The 23553-nt window shown below is 54.7% G+C and carries 20 protein-coding genes; 19 read left to right on the top strand and 1 reads right to left on the bottom strand.

Features of this window, described 5'->3' with window-relative positions; genetic code table 11:
• The 19 genes from Q8902_12430 to ftsZ form a co-directional block, all read left to right on the top strand.
• Positions 1-400, top strand: a 400-nt coding sequence (locus Q8902_12430; protein MDP4200361.1) for a hypothetical protein, incomplete at its 5' end; no start/stop codon positions are given.
• A gap of 159 nt (positions 401-559) precedes the next feature.
• Entirely contained in the window at positions 560-1234 is a 675-nt protein-coding gene (locus tag Q8902_12425; protein MDP4200360.1) for a T9SS type A sorting domain-containing protein, read from the top strand.
• A 205-nt stretch (positions 1235-1439) separates the two neighbouring features.
• A complete protein-coding gene (mraZ, locus tag Q8902_12420; GenBank protein ID MDP4200359.1) occupies positions 1440-1889 on the top strand; it encodes a division/cell wall cluster transcriptional repressor MraZ in 450 nt (149 codons plus the stop codon).
• 29 nt (positions 1890-1918) lie between these two features.
• A complete protein-coding gene (rsmH, locus tag Q8902_12415; GenBank protein ID MDP4200358.1) occupies positions 1919-2872 on the top strand; it encodes a 16S rRNA (cytosine(1402)-N(4))-methyltransferase RsmH in 954 nt (317 codons plus the stop codon).
• A gap of 39 nt (positions 2873-2911) precedes the next feature.
• Positions 2912-3373 (top strand): cell division protein FtsL, encoded by a 462-nt coding sequence (gene ftsL, locus Q8902_12410; GenBank protein ID MDP4200357.1) that lies wholly within the window; start codon positions 2912-2914, stop codon positions 3371-3373.
• 16 nt (positions 3374-3389) lie between these two features.
• A complete protein-coding gene (locus Q8902_12405) occupies positions 3390-5771 on the top strand; it encodes a penicillin-binding transpeptidase domain-containing protein (GenBank protein ID MDP4200356.1) in 2382 nt (793 codons plus the stop codon).
• 134 nt (positions 5772-5905) lie between these two features.
• Positions 5906-7423 (top strand): UDP-N-acetylmuramoyl-L-alanyl-D-glutamate--2,6-diaminopimelate ligase, encoded by a 1518-nt coding sequence (locus Q8902_12400; protein MDP4200355.1) that lies wholly within the window; start codon positions 5906-5908, stop codon positions 7421-7423.
• Between the two features lie 142 nt (positions 7424-7565).
• On the top strand, positions 7566-8984 hold the full coding sequence (gene murF, locus Q8902_12395; protein MDP4200354.1) for a UDP-N-acetylmuramoyl-tripeptide--D-alanyl-D-alanine ligase: 1419 nt from the start codon (positions 7566-7568) through the stop codon (positions 8982-8984).
• A gap of 15 nt (positions 8985-8999) precedes the next feature.
• The gene (mraY, locus tag Q8902_12390; GenBank protein ID MDP4200353.1) at positions 9000-10127 is read left to right on the top strand and encodes a phospho-N-acetylmuramoyl-pentapeptide-transferase; all 1128 of its coding nucleotides are present in this window, start codon (positions 9000-9002) and stop codon (positions 10125-10127) included.
• A 112-nt stretch (positions 10128-10239) separates the two neighbouring features.
• A complete protein-coding gene (gene murD, locus Q8902_12385) occupies positions 10240-11589 on the top strand; it encodes a UDP-N-acetylmuramoyl-L-alanine--D-glutamate ligase (GenBank protein MDP4200352.1) in 1350 nt (449 codons plus the stop codon).
• A gap of 6 nt (positions 11590-11595) precedes the next feature.
• Positions 11596-12093 carry a lysozyme inhibitor LprI family protein gene (locus Q8902_12380; protein ID MDP4200351.1) on the top strand — a complete coding sequence of 166 codons (498 nt, stop codon included), beginning with the start codon at positions 11596-11598 and terminating at the stop codon, positions 12091-12093.
• On the top strand, positions 12090-13268 hold the full coding sequence (locus tag Q8902_12375) for a putative peptidoglycan glycosyltransferase FtsW (GenBank protein ID MDP4200350.1): 1179 nt from the start codon (positions 12090-12092) through the stop codon (positions 13266-13268). Before Q8902_12380 ends, Q8902_12375 begins: the two co-directional genes overlap by 4 nt.
• Positions 13269-13273: 5 nt before the next feature.
• Positions 13274-14377, top strand: a complete 1104-nt coding sequence (gene murG / locus Q8902_12370) for an undecaprenyldiphospho-muramoylpentapeptide beta-N-acetylglucosaminyltransferase (GenBank protein ID MDP4200349.1) — start codon at positions 13274-13276, stop codon at positions 14375-14377.
• Entirely contained in the window at positions 14374-14889 is a 516-nt protein-coding gene (locus Q8902_12365; GenBank protein MDP4200348.1) for a hypothetical protein, read from the top strand. Before murG ends, Q8902_12365 begins: the two co-directional genes overlap by 4 nt.
• Positions 14890-14901: 12 nt before the next feature.
• Positions 14902-16332 carry a UDP-N-acetylmuramate--L-alanine ligase gene (gene murC, locus Q8902_12360; GenBank protein MDP4200347.1) on the top strand — a complete coding sequence of 477 codons (1431 nt, stop codon included), beginning with the start codon at positions 14902-14904 and terminating at the stop codon, positions 16330-16332.
• Positions 16329-17720 (top strand): hypothetical protein, encoded by a 1392-nt coding sequence (locus Q8902_12355; protein ID MDP4200346.1) that lies wholly within the window; start codon positions 16329-16331, stop codon positions 17718-17720. Before murC ends, Q8902_12355 begins: the two co-directional genes overlap by 4 nt.
• Before the next feature lie 148 nt (positions 17721-17868).
• Positions 17869-19149 carry an FtsQ-type POTRA domain-containing protein gene (locus Q8902_12350; protein ID MDP4200345.1) on the top strand — a complete coding sequence of 427 codons (1281 nt, stop codon included), beginning with the start codon at positions 17869-17871 and terminating at the stop codon, positions 19147-19149.
• Positions 19131-20558, top strand: coding sequence for a cell division protein FtsA (ftsA, locus tag Q8902_12345; GenBank protein MDP4200344.1), 1428 nt, complete (start codon positions 19131-19133; stop codon positions 20556-20558). The genes Q8902_12350 and ftsA overlap by 19 nt, the downstream gene beginning before the upstream one ends.
• Positions 20559-20648: 90 nt before the next feature.
• Positions 20649-22133 (top strand): cell division protein FtsZ, encoded by a 1485-nt coding sequence (gene ftsZ, locus Q8902_12340; protein ID MDP4200343.1) that lies wholly within the window; start codon positions 20649-20651, stop codon positions 22131-22133.
• Here the strand turns inward: ftsZ and Q8902_12335 are convergent.
• Entirely contained in the window at positions 22130-23536 is a 1407-nt protein-coding gene (locus Q8902_12335; GenBank protein ID MDP4200342.1) for a TlpA disulfide reductase family protein, read from the bottom strand. The two genes, ftsZ and Q8902_12335, sit on opposite strands and share 4 nt — an antisense overlap.
• Between the last annotated feature and the right edge of the window lie 17 nt (positions 23537-23553).

Genomic DNA, 23553 nt, shown 5'->3' with positions numbered 1-23553 from the left:
GTTTCCCCTAATTCGAAATGGGTTCAAAGCCATCTACGACAGTATCGGACCATTCTCGCTTAAGAAGAGAGATCCATCTGATACAGGCGACATTGGCTCACACGGGTTCTATTTGATTTTTCAAAACTACGTGCCGAATGACTCGGTCATTGCCCGGCTCAACGATATTTCTGGCCTCAGGTTTCATCTTGTGTATCATCCTGCCCTGATGTCCATTCCGAATGATAAGGGGCTGCTGGTGGGTTCAACAATCGACCAGATCCTGAAGACAAATCCCGGCGATTTTGTCCACCGAACTTTCATCGTCTCGGTTGGCAATGGAATCTCTATGCCATGCGCTGTCCGATGGCGTGGGAAATCACTCAGGGCGGTCATAAAACAGGCGACACGGAAGTCGTGATAGCTGATGCCGATGAGTGGAGTTCACTGGCTTTGGCATGCACCGATGTCTGGGAACGCACCAGTGCGACACCAGATGGCAATTTTCTTTATCTAACGTCTGGGCATACCGGAACGGGCGACCCCTCAAAATTCTGGAGATCGTAGCAAAATAGTTTCGGTGCCATTTACTGATTCGCACGGCGCTACGGTCATTGCTACGGCCATGGCCAAAGGGGATAACGATAACACGTCCACGACTTTCGCTCCTATGGCTGGGGTTGCGTATAATGCGGCTGGTATCGGCACTGGAGACGGTGCAAGTGGTGCTCTATTACTGGATATAGACGGCAAAATGGATAACGTCTGGACTCGGCCGGTCGTGCTAAACGAATCATACCGCTGGTATAAAGACAATGATAACAAGACTGCAATGAACGATGGGATTGTGGTCGTTGCTAGCGCCGTTAACGCTCGTGTCCAGCGCGCCTTGCTGGCGATGATCGACACGGTTTACGATACCACTGGTGGGGCGCACAATCCGTCGAATCCCTTCGCACATCCTGCCGAAACCATCGCCCAGATTGGCCCCTCCACGGTTCGGGTGCATCCGAATCCGGCAACGGGCAATCAGGTACTGATCTGCGTCGATTCGCTACCGGCGGGCGTGCCGTTCCTTGCGGAGGTCGTGGATGCCACGGGCGCTCACGTCGCAACGCTGTACGAAGCAACCCCCGACGCCGATCTCGGACTCTGCTACCGTTTGGATTGCACTTCGCTTCCGAATGGGACGTATTACGTGAGGGTATCTAACAAGACCCAGGGTGGCACGATGAAGTTCAGCGTGGTCCGGTAGATTGATCGGGTCACGAGCTAAGATTTTACGATTGAGTTAGTGTTGCCCCCTCCTTCGGGAAGGTTTTGTCCCGAGTTGAGTGTCTGGTAGAATGCTATTAATTTCTGCTATTCTTAGGAAATCAGGATGATTGTTCCAATTTTGTAGTTATATTTGTATGAAAGTGGGGAAAAGTGGGTAACCACTTCACCTCTTTAATCATACGATGTCATCCTTTAAAGGTAGCGACACATATACCGTCGATGCGAAGGGTCGCGTGAGCATTCCGTCGAAGATGCGTAAGAACATCGAGCCGGAAGCCCGCCAGACTTTCGTGATCACCCGTGGCCTGGAAAAATGCCTGCATGCATATCCGCTCGATGAGTGGAAGCGGCTCGAAGCAGCGATTCGCTCGTCGACGCAATCGAGCGAGAAGGATCGTTTTTTTGTCCGCATGCTCATGCAATGGAGCGAAGAAGTGCAGCTCGATTCGCAATTCCGGCTACTGATTCCGCGCTCGCTGATGGATTTTGCTCAGATCAAGAAGGAGGTATTTTTCATCGGCGTGCTCGATCACATCGAATTGTGGGATCCGGGGAATTTCAAGCAATATCTCGCATCCAAAAAGGAGACGTACGAAAAGGTAGCCGAGCATCTGATCGGCGGACAGCGATAAATCGTGGGCGTTCATTGAAAACCGATCCTTTGAGCGGTCGAACAACGGTATCTGGCGCATATCATCTGCCAGTCATGCTCGAAGAAGCGCTTCGCGAACTCGCGCTCCGCGAGTCGGGCGTTTATGTCGACGCGACGCTGGGTGGTGGAGGGTATTCGGAAGGGATCCTCGATCGCGCTCCGCACGCTGTTGTCTTTGGGTTCGACACCGACCCGGCGGCGCAGAACTTTGCGGCAGAGCGGCTCGCGAGATTTGGCGAGAGGTTTATCCTCGTGCCGGAGAACTTCGCCGAGCTAAGCAAGTCGCTCGGAGAGCGAGGCATATCCTTCGTGGACGGCATCGTATTCGATCTTGGTGTGAGCAGCCATCAGCTCGATACCGATGCGATTGGACTTAGCTACAGGATCAGCGCGCCGCTCGACATGCGGCTCGATCCGCGGTTGCAGCACTCAGCAGCAGACGTGATCGGAAACTACGATGTTGCTCAGCTTGCCCAAATATTTAGAATGTATGGCGAAGAGCGATTTGCCGGACGCATTGCGAGGAACATCGTGACTTCGAGAGCTCTGGCGCCGATTCGAACGACGACCGATTTAGCGACTATTGTGACGCGAGGAATTCGCGAGGACAAGAAGAATGAAACGCTCTCGCGGATTTTCCAGGCGCTGCGTATTGAAGTGAACGACGAGCTTGGGAATTTGGAGCGTGCGCTCGAGCAGGTCCCGGACGTGCTTGGCGCGGGTGGACGAATCGTGGTCGTGAGCTATCATTCGCTCGAGGATCGGATCGTCAAAGAATTTTTTCGGAGGGAGAGCGCCCCCCAGTTCGAGCCGGGCTCGCTCGGAGGATTGAAAGAGGCGATCGACAAATCGCGCGCGCGATTGCGCGTGCTGACTCGAAGGCCTTTGGCGCCATCGCCGGATGAAATTGCGCGGAACCTGCGTGCACGGAGCGCACGGCTACGCGCAGCCGAGCGTCTTTAGTGTGGGCGAGAATCAGTGATAGATAGGAGGAAGTAGAGTATGGCAACCATTGCAATTTCGGCTGGGACAATACGATCGAGAACCGGAGTATCCCCGGCAGGTAGTGGACTGATCGGTGTGACTGGCAGCGATCATACCCCGCACTCGCAACCTCGCATCGCTCCGGAAATTGCTGGACCGATGGAGCGTCCAAAGCCAATTCGCCAGGAGCCGAGTGAATTTGAGCGTGTCGTCAAGAAGATGCCCACGCTCTATGTCATCGTCTTTTTTGGTGTGATGGTTGGCTGCGCCGTGCTGATCATCTGGAATACGCTACAGGTCAATCGTCTGACTGCGGAGCGAACGAAGCTCGACCAGCAGATTGCACAGACCGAGCAGAGAATCCTGCGCATGCGAGCATCCGAAATGCAGCTTTCGGCTCCGAGCCGAATCGAGGATATTTCAAAAGCAAAACTGGGAATGATCGAGGCAACTGGGGATGACATCGTCATCGTAAAGTAGTCTTAGAGATAATGGTATGAAATGGCGGGAACAGGATGAGCTACCGTTCGGCGAGCCTACGCTGCAGGCCCCGCCGCGCGCGGCGCCGCCCGCAATGTTCGATTTCCGATCGGCGCAACCGCGCACCACCCCGGCCGGACCATCATTCAATGGAATTCGAACGAGCGCTGAACTGACGCCAGAGCAGGATCTGGCCAAATTGGATGAGCCGGAAACGCCGCTGATCAAGCGACTGCTTGCGACTCCCAAGCCCGCCAATGCGTTGACAAGCAATGGCCGTCTGTACGTCGTCCTTGCGTGCTTCATGCTCGCACTGTTCTTGGTTATTGGTAAGCTCTTCAAGCTTCAAGTTCTCGATCATGATGCATTTTCTCGTGAGGCGGCCGAGCAATATAAGACCGTGGCGGCAATTCCGGCGCGGCGCGGGGTGATTCGTGATCGGCACGGGATGATCCTTGCGACCAATGCTTTCGTTGTCAAGTACGCTGTCGATCCCAAGTCCATCCAACACAAGGAACAACTTGCGGCGCTGTTTGCAGAGGTATTTGGACGGCCTGCAAAGGCTTATCTTGCGGCGTTCAATGATACTTCGCGACGGTACATCGTCGTGGAAAAAGAAGTCCCGTTGGAAGTTGCTGCGAGGCTGGATTCCGTCAAGGATCGTGGGCTGATTCGCATGCTTGACTCCCGCCGAAACTATGCGTTCGGCGATCGAGCTTCGCATGTCATTGGTTTCGCGAGCAAAGATGGGCGTGGCCTTGCCGGCATCGAACTTCTGGCAAATCGAGATCTGGCTGGACATGTAGGCACGCAAATCATGCAGAAGGACGGACACGGCGCGCTACGACCCGATGTGGACTATGACCAAACGCCGGCAAAGGATGGCGAAGATCTGACGCTGACCATCGACGAAGGAATACAATCGGCGACAGAATCGGCGCTCAAGGCCGGCGTTGAGAAGGCAGGGGCGGAAGCAGGCATCGCAATCGTAATGCGCCCATCCACCGGCGAGATCCTCGCATTGGCGAACGTACCGGATTTCGATCCGAATCATTTCGGCAATGCCACGAATGATATGCTGCGCAATCGCGCGATCACGGATGCGTACGAGCCGGGTTCGACGATCAAAGTACTGGTGGCATCCGCAGCGTTGGAAGATGGAGCATGGAAACCGGACGACAAGATCGACGCCGAACATGGTCACTGGGCGCCCGAAAAGGGTGTCCGGATTACGGATACGCACGAGTATGGAATTCTCACGTTTCGACAGGCACTCGAAAAATCGAGCAACATTTCGTTCGCCAAGATTTCCGACAAGCTCGACCGGCGCAGGTTCTACAAGTATCTTCGTGATTTTGGGATTGGCAACTACACCGGCATCGATCTGCCCGGGGAAGTAAAGGGCGTTCTTCACACGCCCGCTTCGTGGCAAGCGAATTCAAAACGGTATATGGCCTTTGGATATGAGCTGACCGCAACGCCGATTCAGATGGCGGTTGCATACGCGACCGTTGCGAATTATGGACTTATGATGAAGCCATATATCATCGCAAAGCGAGACGGACCAAGTGGATCGATCGCAACACAACCGCAGGAAATTCGTCGCGTCGTCAGTGAAGCAACGTGCCGCACGCTGATCGGCCTCATGGAAGGCGTCGTCGACTCGGGTACGGCAACACTCGCACAGATTAAGGGTGTCCGCATTGCAGGCAAGACGGGTACAGCCCAGCAACTTGTCGATGGACATTGGTCGAAGCAACATTATACCTCCAGCTTTACAGGTTTTTTCCCGGCTCAAAAGCCTGAGTACCTCATCAGTGTGATTCTGCGATCGCCACATAATGGCTACTATGGCGGCACCGTCAGTGGTCCAATCTTTCGCGAGATTGCCATGCAGATCATGGACATGAATGGTACGCTCCCAGCCGAAGCGCGAACGCAGACTCGGCAGGAGAAGCCGGTTGTCGAGGAGGGCGTAGTGGATATCGATGGAACATTACTGGCGACGCGTTCCGAATCGCGGCAGATGCCGAATGTGCTCGGGCTGTCGGTCGATCAAGGGCGCTCGCTCCTTGCGAGCCAGGGATTTGTCGTGCTTGGAACGTCCTCGAGGGACGCGCAAGACGGCATTATCGATAACGTCGAAAAGTGTGGTGGGGATACAGTTCGTTTTCAGATCGTACGTCCAAATCCAAGGCAAGAAGATCGAGCCATCGTGGTCCCCACACTGGTGGGGCTACCGATGACACGGGCGATCAAATATGCCTCTGCAAAAGGACTGCGCGTGCATGCGAATGGGCTTGGGACCGTCCTGAGACAGGAACCAGGTCCGGGTGCACTGTTGACGCTGGAAGCGAGTGGTAGCCCAACCGTTACGCTCTTTGGTGACGAACAATAAGCATGGATGAATGTTGAGTGCTGAATCATTCAGAACTCATCATCCATCATTGCTGCTGTGATCACACCAGAGGACCATGTCCGAGAACCGCGTCACGACGCATCTCGCGGCACGAAAGCAGCGTTCTTTGAAAAATGAAATTTCGTGAGCTAACGCGGTTGGAGGAGATCGGCCTTCTTGAATACTATGCACCCAATGGGAACGTGCAAGGGGAGGCCGATCTCTCCAGCCCGCGTTATGATTCTCGTGATGTACGGTCCGGCGATGTCTTTTTCGCAATTCGCGGTTTTGAGACGGATGGTCACCGTTATATCCCGCAGGCGCTGGCCCGCGGAGCGCGAACGATCGTGCTCGATGATGCACACGCCTTCTCGAACGAAGATGCCGAGCATGCGGGTGCAACACGAATTCTTGTCGAGAATAGCCGACTCGCGCTTGCCGTGATCTCCGAGGAGGCCTTTGGCTCGCCCAGCGAGAAATTGCGACTCATTGGAGTCACTGGCACGAATGGCAAAACGACGACCACCAGCCTCATTAAGCAATTGCTGGAACAGCGTGGCGAACTTGTCGGACTTATGGGTACCGTCGGGATCCAAATCGCTGGTGTGGAGATCGAAGCGACGCATACGACACCGGAGTCGCGAGACATTTCCGAGCTGCTCGGCCGCATGGTCGCAAGCGGTGTCACAACGTGCGTGATCGAAGTCAGCTCGCATGCCGTTGTACTCGATCGTGTTGCTGCACTGGATTTTGATATCGCAGTCTTTACGAATCTTACGCAGGATCATCTCGACTTTCATCATACGATGGAAGAGTATTTTCTGGCTAAGCAAAAATTCTTCAATGGACTGAAAGATACTGCAATCGCAGTCACAAATGCCGATGATCCATATGGATACCGGATGGTCGAGCGGACCCGAGCAAATGCGCATACGTTTTCTATCGCGAGCGATCACCACTCCGCAGCCGGAGATCTCTTTGCGACGGATCTCGATCTTTCGATTGCCGGAAGCAACTTTCGCGTACAGAAAAGATATTCGGATGAATCGGCGCTGATACATTCCGGACTCGTGGGCGCGTTTAATGTGGAGAACCTGATGTCCGCAATCGGCGCGCTGTATTTCGGCGTCGAAGATTGTTCGCTCGCAACCATAGCGACGCTCACTCCCAGTCTTGGACCGGTGCGCGGCAGATTTGAAACGATATCGCTGGCTGGTGGCGCCACAGCGATCATCGATTATGCGCACACGCCAGACGCATTGGAGCACGTGCTCGATACCATTCGGCAACTCGAGCCGCAGGCACGTATAATCACGGTCTTTGGGTGCGGAGGAGATCGTGATCGGTCGAAACGCCCGCTCATGGGCCAGATTGCAGCGGAGCGATCGGATATCGTGATTATCACTTCCGATAACCCGCGATCGGAGTCACCTCAGGAAATCATTGATGAGATCTTTATCGGTATTCCATCCATTTCCAGAAAGAAAGTCGAAATGGAAATGGATCGGAGTCTGGCAATTAATAAAGCAGTGATCCGTGCGAAATCCGGGGATGTGATTCTTATTGCGGGAAAGGGACATGAACAGTATCAAATCATTGGTCAGGAACGACATCATTTCGACGACCGCGAAGAAGTGCTTCGAATGCGATGAAATACGCGGATTTCGCGAGCTGCGACGGGAGCCGGATCGACTATAGGTGCTGTTATGTCAACGTCCCGAGCGGCCCCGGGCAGTTGGAAGGTCCGCAGCAATCGATTCGCTTTGGCATACTCACCGCACCGGCACCTCGAAATTGAATCTTACCGTTCTTGACTTGCTCTCGGTCCCGTTCGTTCGAGAGATCGGACTCTCCGAACTCGATCCGAATCTGACCTTCCACGATGTCTCGACCGATTCGAGAACTGTGCGGCAGAACGATCTTTTTGTTGCGCTGAGAGGCCCAAATTTCGATGGACATAAGTTCTTGCCGGACGTCCAGCGCGAGCATGCGATCGCGGCAATCGTCTCTGAAGAGTGGTCTCGTGGGCATAAAAGTAAGCCGGGGCTTCCAATGCTTATCGTCAAGGATACGCTCGATGCATTAGGCGCGCTCGCAAATCGGTATCGCAAGAAATTCAATATTCCCGTGTTGGCCATTGCCGGTTCGAACGGCAAAACCACGACAAAGGAATTAGTGGCGCATGTGCTCTCCGATGCGTTCGATGTTCTAAAGACCGAGGCGAATTTCAACAACCAGATTGGCGTGCCACGAATGTTGTTTCAACTTCGCGATGGACACGGTCTGGCGGTGCTCGAAATCGGCACCAATCATCCTGGCGAGATTGCGTGGCTTTGCAGTGTCGCAGAGCCGACACATGTGCTCGTGACGAATATCGGCCGAGAGCATCTCGAATTTTTCAAAGATCTGAAAGGTGTCGCAACTGAGGAGGGGGCGGCATTCGAGCAGGTCAACGCCCGACGCGGCATCGCGTTTGTCAACATGGATGACCGCTACCTTCGGCCCGCCGCAAAAATGTTCGATGATCGGTGTTGGACTTTCGGTACCCACGATGAAGGACGCCCGAAACATGTGTTTGCCGAGAAGATCGCGACGACCAAAGACGGGCGAATGGAGCTCCGCATTGGATCTGGAGGCAAGTCGTTCAAGGTTCGCACGCATCTGATTGCGGATTACGCACCTAACATGGTCGCGGCGGCGATTGCAGTTGCGATGCATTTCGGACTTCGGCGGACCGAGATCAAGACGCAGATCGAACAATTTCGACCACACACAAAACGGCTCGAAGTAGTACATACCCCGGACGGTGTGACGATCCTCAACGATGCATACAATGCGAATCCGGACTCAATGGAAGCCGCACTCCGGACTCTGGAATCCTTTCCGGCAGACGGTCGAAAAATTGCTGTGCTCGGTGATATGTTCGAGCTCGGTGCGACATCGGAACGCGAACATCGTGCGCTTGGCCGATGGGTTGCGAACTGCAAACTCGATGATGTCTTCTTCACTGGGACCGACATGGAACTTGCATGGAAGGCGTATCATACCGCAGGCCGGCAACGAGATGGCGCAGCAGTAGATTCATACTTCAAAACTAAGAAGCAACTCGCTATGGCGCTCCGTGCGATTCTGAAACCTGGGGATGCAGTACTCATTAAAGGGTCGCGCGGCATGAAGATGGAAGAGTTGATCGAGATGCTGCAACGAGCTTAACGATCCATCACAACGATGTTCTATTATCTTTTCAATTGGATCAATCGAACGTTTAGCCCGCCCGGAGGAGACCTTTTCCGATACCTGACGTTCCGGAGTGCGCTGGCGGCAATCACGGCGCTGCTCATTAGTCTCTGGAGCGGTCCGAAGATCATTGCGCGATTGAAGGCATTGCAGATTGGCGAGCAAGGTAAAGTCGAGGCGCCAAAACAGCATCTCGCAAAAGCCGGAACGCCAACGATGGGTGGACTCATCGTTCTAATCTCAATCGTCATTCCGACCCTACTTTGGGCTGAGCTAAGTAACGTATTCATCATTCTGATTCTAGTTTCTACATTACTACTGGGCGGCGTCGGCTTCCTCGATGATTACCTGAAAGTCGTCAAGAAGAAGAAAAAGGGACTCGTTGGTCGATATAAGATCATGGGGCAGGTCGCGGTAGGGCTCATCGTTTCACTGACGATCATGTTCTCGACCAATCTGTTCAAATATGCCGGTGTCGATATTACTACCGCAACGACGGTTCCATTTTTCAAGAACCTCGTTTTCGAGTTCGGGCCGGTACTCTATGTGCTGTTCGTTATTTTCGTCATTACGGCAACCTCGAATGCCGTGAACCTGACGGATGGCTTGGATGGACTCGCTGCGGGAACGGTGGCAATCGCATTCATCCCGATCGCGGCAATCGTATATTTTTCCGGCAATCTGCAACTCAGCGATTACCTGAACATCCCATATCTTCGCGGCGCCGGTGAACTCAGCGTGTTTTCCGCATCGCTCGTCGGAGGGGTGCTTGGCTTCCTATGGTACAATGCGCATCCGGCTGAAGTATTCATGGGCGATACCGGCTCGCTCGCATTGGGCGGAGCGATGGGAACCATGATGGTGCTGTGCAAAAAGGAATTTGTACTTCCCATTGTCGGAGGTATCTTCTTTCTGGAATCGATCTCGGTCATCATGCAGACCGGATATTTCAAGGCGTCCCGCAAGATCTATGGCGAAGGACGGCGAATATTCCGAATGGCACCGCTGCATCATCATTTCGAACTCTGCGGCTGGGCCGAGTCGAAGATCGTGACCCGCGCGTATATCGCGGCGATCATTCTCGCTATCCTCGCGCTGACCACCTTTAAGGTACGGTAAGTAGTGGATAGTTGATAGAGGATAGTTGATAGTTAATTGGATCACCAATCCTCTTCACTATCAACTATCCTCTATCAACTATACCACTCTCCACTATCAACTATTTACCCCCATGCTTGTTCGTGGCAAACGTTTTTCGATCTTAGGAGCCGGGAAGTCCGGCCTCGCGGTCGCGCGCTTGCTCAAGACGCGCAGGGCCAAAGTGTTTCTATCCGAGAGCGGCAACCGGTCGAAGTTTGACGCTGCAGCCTATGAATTGGACGAGATCGGTGTCGAATATGAATTCGATGAGAATACACATCGGGTGCTCGAAGCGGATTATGTGGTGCTTAGTCCTGGCGTTCCTCGGGAAGCGCCGATTGTAAAGCTCGCACACGAAAAAGGCATCAAGATTTTGAGTGAGATCGAGATCGCGTTCGATCAATGCGAAGCGCCTGTGTTGGCCATTACCGGCACAAACGGGAAGACGACGACAACCACGCTCGTCGGTGAGATTTTCAAGCGTGCCGGTTGGAATACGCTGGTAGCCGGCAACATCGGCATCGCATTCTCTGAAGTTGTCGATCAGGCGAAAGGAGAGAAAGCCGTAGTTGTACTCGAAGTCTCGAGCTTCCAACTGGATACCATAGATACATTCCGCCCTAAAGTATCAGCCATTCTGAACATCACGCCGGATCATCTGGACCGCTACAAGAATTACGAAGCGTATATCCAGTCCAAGTTTCGAATCATCGAGAATCAGAAGGGACACGATGTCTTCGTCTATAATCACGATGACGAGACGGTGCGCAATGTTGCTGAGACAGTAAGCGTCCGCACGCTGGGATTTTCGCTGAAGGAGGAGCTAAAGCAAGGCGCCTACTTGCAAGGGGATGACATCATGCTTCGCATCGGTCGCGAAAGGGAAGTACTGATGAGCCGCGCGGAGATCGGCATTCCCGGTCCGCACAACCTGATGAATGCAATGGCAGCCGCGCTTATGGCCCGAACGATGGGAGTCGAGTTCGATGCCATCCGCGAGACACTACGAACATTTCAGGGCGTCGAACACCGCATCGAGTTCGTGCGCGAACTGAACGGCGTGAAGTATTACAACGACTCGAAGGCCACGAACGTCGATTCAGTCTATTACGCACTCGGCAGTTTCAAGGAGCCGATTATCCTCATTGCTGGCGGTAAGGATAAGGGCAACGATTACTCAAAGATCAAAGACTTGGTCGAGCAGCACGTGAAGGCGATCGTAACCGTCGGCAAAGGTGCTGAGAAAATAGAGAAGTTCTTCAAAGGGATGAAGCCGATTCACTCCGCCGGAATGTCAATGGAAGAGGCCGTGCGATTAGCGAAAGAAGCTGCAGCGCCCGGCGACATCGTGCTCCTATCCCCCGCCTGCGCGAGCTTCGATATGTTCGAAAACTACGAGCACCGAGGGAGAGTGTTTAAGGAGTTGGTTAATCAATTGTAGGGCAGTATGAGAATTGCGATTCAGATTCTTGTTGCTATGGTAATCGTGCACTTATCGCTTCCAGCATCCTCTCAATCGATGGTTGGGACCGAGCACGATCCGATCTACAGACAAACTTTTGAAAAGGTTGACAAAGACCTTAATAGGGTATACCATGAAGTATTGACCGCGATTAAGGACGGCGATTCCAGCGTCAATCGCTCTCCAGATTCGATCGGCGCAGCGCGGTTTCGTGATGCTGAAGTTGCCTGGGTTCGCTATAAAGATGCGCAAATCCTTGCACTTTGGCCGCTGATGAACAATGATAACGCGAAGCAGATTTATGGCTCTATGCTTCCAATGTGTGCTCTCATCACTAAGACGGCGCTCGAGCGTATTCGAATTGCTGAATTAAAGCTTTGGCTACAAGAAGTTACTGGTGAAATCTCAGGCGACCCATGCAATTCAGAAATATTTGAGGGAATTTCGAAAAAGCTGATACTTTCGAAAAACAGAGAACCATGAAACCCAAACGCACCGCCGACCTTAGCCTTTTCCTGGCCGTGACTGGCCTGTTGCTCGCGTCGTTGGCGTTCGTTTATACGGCGAGCGCGCACTTCAGCTCGGTCAAAATGGGCACGAGCGAGTCGATGCTGTTCAATCACGCGAAGAAAGTCTTCTTGTCCTTCGCGGCAATGCTCTTCTTCACGAAGATCGACTATCACAAGTTCGAAAAGCAGACGAAATGGATCATGCTCTCTTCGCTTCTGCTCCTGGTTGCTGTGCTTTTTATTGGTACGCGGGAGCTTGGCGCCCGCCGCTGGCTGGCGCTCGGGCCGCTCAGTTTCCAACCAGCGGAGTTTGCTAAGTTCGCGCTTGTGTTGCATGTCGCGGCACTTTGCGCGGCGAAGCAGGAGATCATCGGAGACTTTAAGAAAGCATTTCTTCCGATCATGGCATGGGCTATTGCCGCGGCAGCACTGATCGCGAAGCAACCGAATATGTCGACGGCGAGCGTGCTGGTGCTCATAACGTTCGGCATCATGTATGTGGCGCAAGTACCCATGAAGTACATGCTGAGTTCGGGCGCACTGGCTCTGTTCGGTGGCGGTATCTTCGCACTGACGGCAAGTTATCGCGTGCAACGAATGCTCGCATTCGTTGGGCATCACAATACGAGCACGGACAAAGTTACTTACCAGCTCGATCAGGCACTGCTTGCCTTTGGCAATGGCGGACTCTTCGGAGTGGGCATCGGTCAATCGCGGCAGAGTATGTTCTTCCTGCCCGAGTCGTATGGCGATTTCATCTATTCGGTGATTGGCGAGGAATATGGATTTATCGGGGCGGCATTGCTGATGATTCTCTTCGGCTTCATCATCGTTCGCGGCTTCCAGATAGCGAAGCACGCTCCGGACGCTTTTGGACGCTTCGTTGCGTTTGGTATTACAATGACGGTTGCGATTTACGTGATCGTCAACGCCTTCGTGAATGTCGGACTAATGCCGGTAACCGGACTGCCGATGCCATTCGTGAGTTATGGCGGGACCAGTATGATCTTTAGCGCAGCGGCGGTAGGGATTTTGTTGAATATTTCGAAGCACGTGGAAGTGCTTCCGCGAGCGCCGAGGCCCTCGATCTTCGAGCGGCTCGAAGGGTTGTTCCGGCCTCCGACGCGGGAGGGAGGAATGCCAGCCTGATGCGCATGCCGGAAAGAACCATTCTCATCGCTGCTGGCGGCACTGGCGGACATTTGTATCCGGCGCTCGCAGTGGCGGAAGAAATTCGCCGCGAGCGAACTGATGTGCGTGTGATATTTGTCGGTACTCACGATCGGATCGAATCGCGTGAGGTGCCGCGCGCTGGATTTCCATTCAATCCAATCGCGATCGAAGCGCCCCGCAAGTCCGCAACCGGCATGATCAAGTTTCCATTCGACTTGGCTCGCGCCACACTTGATTGTATGCGGTTGATGGCGCGAGAGCGGCCCGCTGTCATGCTCGGTGGGGGAGCATATCTTAGTGTGCCGGCCGGTGTCGCAGCCTGGACGATGCGCGTGCCCATCGCCCTGCTCGAAATCAACTCGATCGCCGGTTCAGCGAATAAATTTCTTGCGCCGTTTGCGGACCAGTTGTTTGCAGCCTACCATGAATCGCTCGCACAGTTTCCGAATCGGCTTGCACAGGCGGCAAGTGTCTGTGGCACTCCGGTTCGACTCGATCTTGGCGCGCTCGATCTTTCGAAAGAAGACGCACGCACAAGTTTTGGCCTCGATCCCACGCGAACAACTATTCTGGTGTTTGGCGGATCGCTTGGTGCTCGTCCGATCAATCAGGCCATGGAACTCGCGGCTTCGGAGCTTGCAACGAGCGGCTATAATGTGCTATGGCAGACCGGCAAGAGTTCGGAGGCGGAAATTTTACGCGAGAAGTTTCAGAATCAGCCGAACGTTCGTGCCACTGAGTACATTTATGAGATGGAGCGTGCGTATCGCGCCGCGGACCTTGTCGTCTGTCGTGCCGGCGCCTCCTCACTCGCCGAGCTTGCGCGTTTGGCGAAGCCGGCCGTGCTTGTACCATGGTCGGGCGCAATGGCGAACCATCAGGAGATGAATGCGCTTGCATTTGAACGCGATGGAGCGGCCGTTGTACTTCGGGATAATGAAGTGAAGGACCGATTGTTGGAGACGGTACGTGCATTGCTCTGCGATCCGGAGCAGTTGCGATCGATGGCCGCCGCCATGCGCCACCGAGACACACCAAACGCCGCGAACATCGTGGCGCAGTGGTTGTTGGAGAAAGTCGTATGACAGAAGGAATACCACACGTCTATCGGGCTCGGCTCGATTTCCTGTATCAATCTATCGCGGTATACGCGGTGGCACTGGTGTTGTACCTCATTGCACGCTCCTCGGTCGCTTCGGAGGCATTCCCCTCGCTATGGCAAGATCCATTTTTGTTGTTGCTCTCGGCGATCACGTTGATATCGGTGCTGGCTCTACTGTATAATGTATTCATGGGTCGTCAGATCGAAATCGCACCCGATGCCATCCGATTCAAGAGTCGCGCGCTTGAACGCGTGGTCGCGCGAACGGACGTCGCGTTTGTTCAATTCGGTCCACGATTTCGTCAGCCGCGCGGTAGAATCCGTGTGGTGCGACTGAAGATGAAAGGGAGCCGCCGGGCCGTGCGTATTCGTCTTTCGAATTTCGATCGACGCAAGCAGTTGCTTGCCGATCTGCGTGGCTGGGCCGGAACGCTCGCGCGAGGAGCCCGTCCGGATCCGCGTAAAGACCATCCACTCCGAAAGGAGCCTTCCTAACGCCGAGGCACCATGCGCCACGTTCATTTCATCGGGATCGGCGGAGCCGGCACAAGTGGGCTTGCGGAGATTTTGCTGCTCCGGGGCGTCGAAGTTTCTGGCAGCGACCTGGTGGAAAACCCAAAGACAACAGAACTTGCTTCGCTCGGTGCACGGATCTTTGAAGGTCACGCTGCCGGGCATATTGGAAATGCGGATGTGGTCGTCTATTCCTCTGCGGTCCATGCAGATAATCCGGAATATGCAGAGGCGTTGCGCCGAAATATCCGGACCGTTCGGCGTGCGGACTTCATGGCCGAGTTATTAGCGGATCGTAGCGTCATCGCCGTTGCTGGAACGCATGGGAAAACGACCGTGACAAGCATGATCGCCTCGATTCTTATCGAGGCGAAGCTCGATCCACTTGTTCTCGTTGGCGCGAGTGTAGCAGAATTGGGTGGCAAGAACTCGCGCGCCGGAACCGGGCGCATCGCCGTTGTGGAAGCCGACGAATACGATCGGAGCTTTCTGGCTTTGCGACCATTTGTGGCCGTAATGACCTCGCTCGAAGAGGAGCACCTGGATATTTATAAGGATTTGGACGATTTAAAGGACGCCTTTGTCCAGTTTGCGAATCAAGGACCGACATCACCGCAAACCGGATTTGCTGTCGTCTGCATCGACGAACCGGCGTTGCGAGCGATCACGCCACGGTTGGGAAAGCGCATCGTGAGTTACGGGTTACGCTCTCCTGAAGCGAAATATCGAGCGTCGAATCTCTCCTTTGCCGCGCATCGCACGCGCGCAATTATCATGCGAGGCAGTGAGTCGATCGGTGAGCTGGAATTGCACGTGCCCGGCGAACACAATGTGTATAACGCGCTGGCCGCCATTGCGGCGGGTGAAATCCTTTCCATTCCATTCGAGACCTCCTTGCGGGCTCTGAAGCGATTTTCTGGTGCGGAGCGGCGGTTCGAGCGGATCGGTGAGGCGGCCGGGATTATCCTCATCGATGATTACGCGCACCACCCGACGGAGGTACGGGAGACATTGCTGACCGCGCAAAAATGCTATCCTGGGCGGCGAATCGTGGCATGCTTTCAGCCGCATACGTATTCTCGGACCCGCGATTTTGCAGCGGGGTTTGGACAGGTCTTTGCTGAATTGGCCGGTGTGTTGGTACTGCTCGACGTCTATCCGGCGCGCGAACAGCCGATCGAAGGTGTTTCCAGCGATCTGATTTCTGAATCGGCAGCGAGTCTGGGTTTGGCGGCGGTACACCGGGTCGCAAGCCCGGAAATGCTGCCGGATGCACTGGCTGGTATTCTGCTCGAGGGAGATGTTGTCCTGACTATTGGGGCCGGGACGATAACGAACGCCGCGCGACCAATTTTCGAAATCATGAAGGATATGGAGCATTCCGGTGTTGGCATACCGGCCTCTGAATTTGATATTCCATCATGACCCAAGAAACTCCCCAGATCGAACCTACCGAAAACGAGCTTGTGTCCGAAATACTATCCTCGGCGGAAGCATCGACTATGTCCGAAATGGATGCCAGCTCAGCGGCTGATTCGGAAATTCCTGTCTCTGACGTAGTCGAGATTGCGCCAATCGAACGCGAGTCTAGATCTCGAGAACGTCGCGAGCGTAAGCCTGCACCACGGCGAGGGAGAAAATCAGGCTCCGCGATCTTTGAGCGATTTGTCGTGATTCGGTGGTCCGGCCGACGCGAGCCGGTGGACGATATGTACTGGGCCGAGGCGACGAAAGATGGCGATTGGATCGTCGTGACCGAATTGGCACAAGTCCGATCGCGCAAGGAGATCCTCACCCGGCTACTGGAATTGCCACCGGCACTCATCGCGATCGATGTTCCTTTGAGTTATCCGGCAGACTTTTTTGAAGTTCTCAAGACCGAAGGAATATCCGATTGGCGAGCGCTTATAAAGCACGTCCGAGAGGATTTGAAGAAGAATGCGGACGATGGGATCCGTCGTTGGATTGAACGCATTGGCGCCTATCGAGAGTCACAACTTGAAGACGAGGGACCATGGCGCGATCGTCAAAGTAATTTCCGCGATCGCCGGCCGCAGTTTCTACGAGAAGCGCCGCCTCCATACGAGCGCCGCTCGCTCGCCGAGCGATTCAGAAGAACGGATCATGCGCTGCGTCGCGTCGCGGATCGTCACTTGATCAGTCCCGTACAGATCGGATATAATCGCCTGACGAAGCGGTATGAGTTTACGGATCCTCAGTCGCAAGGACGTGCGGCATTGCTCGGCATGTCGATGCTCGATCAAGTTCTCGATACGCGTGATGATGTGGCCGTCTGGCCCATGATGACGCCAAAACCAGTAACGATTGTCGAGTTGCTCCCGTGGATCTTCACGGAGGGTGAACGCCTTCAACCCGAAAAACTTCGGGCCAGGATGGCGACGCTCGAAGATCGTGGATGGGACATCCCAAGTCAGGCCGTCGATCAGGCCGCTCGGAACACGGATGCGCAAATTGCATTACGGTGTTTGCTTGGTGTCATCATGACCGAGGGCCGTGAAGAGCGCCAACGCCGGCCGATCCGGGATTATCAACCCGGCTTTTACGACGATCCTCAGATCAAACTCGAAGGATGGTTCTATAGCGTCGGTTATCGCTCTCAGAACGAGCGAACGCAGGATGCACCGAATAAAGAGAATGGGTCAGAACCTCGCAATGCCTCAGAGGGGAGTCCACGCGAAAGCCGCACTGCTTCACAATCGGCGCCACAAGTCGAGCCGGCCCATTCCGCAGAGCCAAAGCTCGAACCGGAGGTTGCTGTGCAGGCTGCGATCGCGGAAGAACAGCCAGTTTAGGTTCGGTCCGTTGGCAGATTTCGATCGCTGATTCTTGATGGATTGCCTCATGCCGAGGCAATCCCAATCCACACGAAATTTCATTTTTCAGAGAACGCCGCTTTCGTGGCGCGGACGCAAATGGCGCGCGCTTACGAAAAGTTTTGGTATGCGATTTACGATCAATCCGCCGAAAGACGGCCGAAAAGAATTCACGAATCTCCCCGAGCGGGAGCCGGATGATCTCGTCCAGCAGCGGCTGAACGAGCGCCGTCTTCGCGAGCAACTCCTGAGCGAGCCGCATTTGGGAAATCAGCGAATTGGTGAGAATCCCGATCGTGAAAACAAGATCGAATCGCGCGATGGCATTATCCAAGACTATCTTGATCGCGTGGAATCTACCGATGCGCCGGCCACCGACGGCTTCGAGCACTTCCTCGATACCGAGAATGCCGAGGAGATTGCGGAACACGAAAATGCCGAACCATCATGGAGGCATTCACGATGGGCCCCAGTGCTCTTTGTTCTCGCGATTGCGGCGCTTGGCTCACTCTGGTACTTCGCTTCGCACTTCGACCGCTCGTTAACACTCGAGCGCATTAAAGTTGAAGGTGCAACTCTGGTTACAGAGCATGAAATCATCCGGCTTGCTGCAATCGACCCGAAGCAGGCATTCTATTCGATCGATCTTCGCCGGATCGAGTCGCGGGTCGCACAGCACTCGCTCGTCAAGTACGTGCACGTTCGTCGCGAACTGAGTCCGGCCACGATTGTGATATCGATCGACGAACGTCGGCCGGTGGCAATGCTGAAATCGGATTCGACGGGCGAGACATACCTCATCGATCGCGATGGTCACCTGCTTCGACCGAAGTTGCTGGCAGGGTTGAACGATCCGGCGCGTCTGATGGCCGTTCCGTTGCTGAGCGGTGTGAGCGAGCGTGATACCGTCGGATTCCAGGCAATGGCACACCTTGTGGCGACAATCGCCGCTCTGGATTCTGGCGCGCTCGGCAAATCCATCGGCGAACTTCGCCGGACTCCGGCCGGCTCGTATGTCATTTACACAACGGAGACGCAAACGCCGATCTTTATTGGATCGCCGTTCGATGCTCCGTTTACGACCGCGCTTGAAGAGGAGCGCGGTTCCAGCGTGCGGCCGACCACGGACCATTACTTTATGGGGCAACTCGGATTGCTGGCGAAAGTTTGGAAGGCAAAGCTCGAGACCTCGCTCCGAGCAGGAGATGCGCTCTATGTTGATGCGCGCTTTCAAGGACAAATAATTTTAAAGCGGCGAACTTCCGGCGCTGTCGGAAGCCCTTCGCTCGCACATCCAAAGATTTCTGGACTGAGTGTACCCAGTGGAGAGCGTGAACACACGCTGGCTGCTTTGTCCACACAACCCAATTCGACCACACTACTACTGCTATGCAACGAACGCGAATGAGCGATCCCAGGATGAGCGGTCATCCTGCTTATCCAGAACCCGCATACGGACCAGGCGGCTATTCCAATGCCCCGACGATCGGCGGCGCACCGATGGTCGGAGTCCCGGCTCAGCACGAGCCGGCGAAGATCATTGTCGGGCTCGATGTCGGCACGACGAAAGTCTGCGCGATTGTCGCCGCGATTTCACTTCGCGAACCGCATACGATGACCGTGCTGGGTGTCGGCCATGCACCGGCCGATGGTCTGTCTCGCGGTGTTGTTACGAACATTGAAAAGACCGTCCGATCGATCGAGCGGGCCATTGCGGAGGCCGAAGCGCAAAGTGGCGTGAAGATTCGCGAGGTCGTCGTCGGTATTGCCGGCGATCACATTCAATCCTTCCAATCGCGTGGCGTCGTGACGATCTCGAATGCCGAGCGAACAATCTCGCCAGAGGATGTCGAGCGTCTGATCGAGGATACGAAGAAAGTCCATTTGCCGATGGACCGCCGAATCCTTCACGTGATTCCGCAGGAGTTCATCGTCGATGGACAAGATGGCATATATGAGCCGATCGGCATGTCGGGTGTGCGGCTTGAAGCGAGCGTTCACATCATCAACGGCCTGGTAACAGCCGTTCAAAACATCTACAACTGCGTGGAGCGTGCAGGCCTCCGCGTTCGTGACATGGTTCTGGAACCGCTGGCATCGAGCTATGCCGTGCTGGATGATGAAGAGAAGGAAGTCGGCGTGGCGCTGGTCGATATCGGCGGCGGCACGACGGACATCGCTGTTTTCGAAGAGCGGACGATTCGACATACGGCCGTGGTTGGCATTGCAGGCCAAAAAGTTACGGATGATATTCGCAAAGGTCTCGGAATTCTCGGCGATCAAGCCGAGCGACTCAAGCGTGAGTATGGGTGCGCTGTGGTTTCGCATATTTTGCGGGATGAAGTGATCCAGCTTCCTGGTCTCGCGGGCCGAAAGCCACGTGAGATTCAGAAATCTGTGCTGGCTCGCGTGATCCAACCGAGAATCGAGGAGATCCTCGAGTTCGCGCTTTCGGAGATAAAGCGATCCGGGTATGCGCGGCATCTTTCGGCCGGCGTCGTGCTCACAGGCGGCGGTTCCATGACGAATGGCACGCGAGAACTCGCGGAAGAAGTCTTCCAGATGCCGGTAAAGATCGGCATGCCAATGGGCTTCGGAGCGGGCCTCGTCAAGGAAGTCGAATCCCCGGTATTTTCAACGGCGGTCGGACTGGTACTCTACGCATTCCGGAATCATGAGAAGAGCGGTCTCATGTCATACGTTGAATCGCCAGCAGAAGAAGAACCAGCGGCACCGATCGAAATGGCACAAGAGATGGAAGATGAGCAAAAAGGCTCCATCTTCTCGCGGATGAAAGAATGGTTTGAACAACTGTGAGTAACGAGTTACGCGTAACGGGTAGCAAGTGTGTTACCCGTTACCCAATACTCGCTACTCGTTACTCATAACTCGTTACTCGTTACTATCATGATTGAACTCGATACCAAACAGGAATACGGCGCGAAGATCCGAGTCGTCGGCGTGGGTGGCGGTGGCTCGAACGCCGTCAATGCGATGATCAACAAAGGTCTGGAGGGCGTGGAATTTTGCGTGCTCAACACCGATGTTCAGGCGCTTGAAAAAAGTACGGCGCCGATCAAACTTCAGATCGGGAAGAACCTGACGCGCGGACTTGGCGCAGGCGCGGATCCCGAAGTCGGTCGCAAGGCAGTCGAAGAAGATCGCGAGGAAATCATGCACATGATGGCCGGCAGCGATATGATCTTCGTTACAGCGGGCATGGGTGGTGGCACCGGAACGGGGGGTGTACCTGTCGTAGCTTCGATCGCAAAATCCATCGGTGCGCTCGTGGTCGGGATTGTCACGAAACCCTTCGCCTTCGAAGGCAAGCGCCGCTCGCGCCAGGCGGAGGACGGCATTGAAGAGCTAAGACGGAATGTCGATACACTTATCGTTATTCCGAATCAGAAGTTGCTCGCGCTAGTCGAGAACTCCACGTCGTTTCTCGATGGCTTTTCTCTCGCGAACCAGGTGCTGTACAACGCAACCCGTGGTATTAGCGAACTCATTATTCGACATGGTTACATCAACGTTGACTTCGCGGACGTTCGCACAGTCATGCGCGAAATGGGAGATGCCATTATGGGTTCAGGTGTCGGTCGCGGCGAGCACCGTGCGTCCGTCGCTGCCGAACATGCGATTTCATCGCCGCTGCTCGAAGGGGTGTCCATTCAGGGGGCTCAGGGCGTACTCGTGAACATCACGGGCGGTCGCTCGATGTCGCTGCTTGAAGTCAGCGAGGCAACGCAGATCATTCATGATGCGGCCGGTGACGATGCCAATATCATCTTTGGTGCCGTGCTCGATGAATCGATGGAAGAAGAGATCATGGTGACCGTGATCGCGACGGGCTTTAACTCACGGCCCAAATACAATGGGCTGAGTGTCGGAGGTGGCGGTGAATTACGTCCGGCTCGGGCATCGGAACATGCGGAGGAAATCGTACCTCGATTGCGAACGCAGCGAATTGTCCAAGCCACCCCGGAAGAGACCGTCGCAATTGCGCGTCCAGCAATCCGTGAGACGACGATGGCAGACCAGCAGTCGGTCCCACTTCCTCGCGTCGAGCGAATGTTCGTACCTCGCGGTACGCTTCGAGAAAAAGATCGTTCGCCATCATTCGATGGAGGAGCAGTGGAAGTATCCGAGCATCCGACGGCATCTTCAGTGTCGCGTCTTACGCCACGCTCGGACACCCGGCACGTGCCATCAGGTCCGCGCGACCTTAAGGACTTCGACCAGCCGGCGTATCTGCGTCGTGGTGTGCAGCTTCCGCCAATCGGCGAGGCGGAAGAGCCGCAAGCTGTCGCGCAAGAGACTCCGAAGCCCGAAGAACATCGCTCCCGCGATCACGACGATAAGCCGGCGTTCCTAAAGCGGATTATGGATTAGTCTCCTGACTTCGTAAGCGCATTGCGAATTGCGGCCTCGGCCTTGCCACTGCTTGGCCGGGGCGCTGCAGCATCGATGAAGGTGCCGTCGCGGTTGATGAGCATGTAGGTGGGGACGCCTTCGATACCATAAGCCCGAGCGGTCTCATTATGGAACTGACCTTCCGCATAAAGTTGGGTAGCGGGAAGCTTCTGGGTTTGTAAGAATTTCTTCCATGCCGCAAGCCGGCGATATTCAATCGCGATGCTGACAAAGGCAATAGACGTATCTCCGGCAAACTTCTCTTCGAGCTTTCTGAGTGCGGGAAGCTCTTGAACACATGGGTGACACCAAGTGCCCCAAAAATCGAGATAGATGACCTTTCCGCGAAAATCAGCGAGTGCATGAAGTCTTCCCGTTGAGTCCGGGAGCGAGAACGCTGGTGCCAACTTGCCTGGCAGGCGCGAGCGGATGGCATCCAAGCTCTTCTCACAGGCGATGAGATACGCTGTGTCCGAAGCAAGCGGACGGTATCGGGCGATCGCCCGTTCGCCAATCGCCACGGCCTTGCTTGGCGATAGCCATGTTAGCTCTTTCATTGCGGTCAGGATTGCGACATCCCGGGAGGGTGGCGGAAGCGTGAATGCTATCTCGATTCCCACTTCGTCTCGATCCTTTTCCGATGTCTCCGGGCCATGAATACCGGACCGCCAGCCGGCCAAGTTGAGCCATTCGCTAACCAAGCCATCCATGTCACTACTATGGACAAGATCTTGATGGCTCCATTGAATCGAATCGATAAACTTCAAGTGATTCGGGTCTTCGGACGCAATACCTTCGGAAGAGTCAAAGTAACGGTAAAAGTAGCGAAGCTGAGGCTCGTAGTACCAGCGCAGCGCGTCCGCGCGCAATGCCGATGCAAGACCGGGATGTTCCGGGAATTGAGCAAGCAGCCGTCCTGCCTCCGTTTCCATCTTTTGACGAATGGCAGTTACATACGATCTGGTGCTCGCCCAATTCCTGTCACCCATCGCACGATAGAAGAGCCATTGACTTTGTGGGCGGATCGCCGTATCTTGAGCGGCCTTGTTCGCTCCGATGCGATCGAACACAAGATCGAGATTCGATGGCGAATAATGATAGATAAGGCTGTCCCCAGCAGCAAGGTAGAGCTGGCAAACGTATTGACATCCAAGTCGAATCTCGTATGGCCGTATCGGGTCCGGTACAACCGTGAAGCGGACGGGTTGTCCGCTCACCTTGGCCGAGTCGATCCGGTCATACTCGAGACCCGGCGCATGGAACCGAGTGAGATAGAGCATCTGCCCATCGCTGCTATCGGCCTGAACGACGATTATCGCTTGCTGGCCAAACGAGATGGATGAAAGTAAGAAGATCGCTGGAAAAAAGATGAGTATTCTCATAAGCGCAATCAGTTCTG

Source organism: Bacteroidota bacterium (assembly GCA_030706745.1).
Classification (GTDB): Bacteria; Bacteroidota; Ignavibacteria; order Palsa-1295; family Palsa-1295; genus PALSA-1295.
This window is presented reverse-complemented; position numbering and strand designations above follow the sequence as displayed.